General features: G+C 65.7%; 2 pseudogenes. One reads left to right on the forward strand and one right to left on the reverse strand.

Annotation, left to right across the window (positions count from 1 at the left end):
- Positions 1-486: pseudogene (locus tag A9W95_RS21185) on the forward strand (DUF222 domain-containing protein); the annotation flags it as partial.
- Between the two features lie 7 nt (positions 487-493).
- Here the strand turns inward: A9W95_RS21185 and A9W95_RS26525 are convergent.
- Positions 494-826, reverse strand: a pseudogene (locus A9W95_RS26525) (radical SAM protein); the annotation flags it as partial.
- Positions 827-988 lie beyond the last annotated feature (162 nt).

Here is a 988-nt window from a genome sequence, read left to right on the forward strand (position 1 = left end):
AAAGGCGACCTGCGCTCCGCCGGGCAACGTAACCACGACGGGCTGCTGGCCGCCTGCCGCGCCCTGCTGTGCAGCGGGGACCTGGGCCAGCACAACGGGCTACCGGCCTCGATCATCGTCACCACCACCCTGCGCGAGCTCGAGGCGGCCGCGGGAAAGGGCTTGACCGGAGGCGGCACGCTGTTGCCCATGTCCGATGTGATCCGGCTGTCCCGCCACGCGCATCACTATCTGGCGATCTTCGACCGCGGCAAAGCCCTGGCGCTCTACCACACCAAACGCCTCGCATCCCCCGCGCAACGAATCGTGTTATACGGCAAGGTCCGTGGCTGCAGCGCCCCCGGCTGCGACGTCCCCGGCTACTACTGCGAAGTCCACCACGTCACCCCCTACGCACAATGCCACACCACCGACGTCAACGACCTCACCTTCGCCTGCGGCGGCGACCACGCCCTGGCCGAAAAGGGCTACACCACCCGCCAAAACACCCACGACGCAGCACCTCTACGACGTTGGTCTTGACCACTAGCTGGGTGTCGAAGTCGTCGCCGCTGTCGAGGTCGAGGTATTCGTGGGTGGGGCGAGCGAAGCAGTAGCGGCAGGCGTGCGAGCAGCCGCGGTAGCCGTTGACGGTGTAACGGAATGGCAGGGCCGAGGCGTCCGGCACCTTGTTCAGCGCGGACTTGCACAGGACTTCGTGAAAGGTGATGCCCTCGAACTGCGGCGCTCGGACGCTGCGGACCAGGCCGAGCCGCTGCAATCCCGGTAGCGCGCCGTCATCGACCGGTGTGCCGTTGACCGCAACGGCTTGGTCAGACCAACGCATAATCCCTATTCGAACAAGCGTTCGATAGCGTGTCAAGTGTCACGGGTCGTCCTCGGGTGCCAAGAGTTTTTCGGGGTGGTGGTAGGTGTTGGTGCGGGGTTGGCCGTGATCGACTTCGTCTCGCCGGCCCGTACCCGCAACATCGATCGCTGGCCTTCGCTG

It is taken from the genome of Mycobacterium sp. 1423905.2, from assembly GCF_001673155.1.
GTDB lineage: Bacteria > Actinomycetota > Actinomycetes > Mycobacteriales > Mycobacteriaceae > Mycobacterium.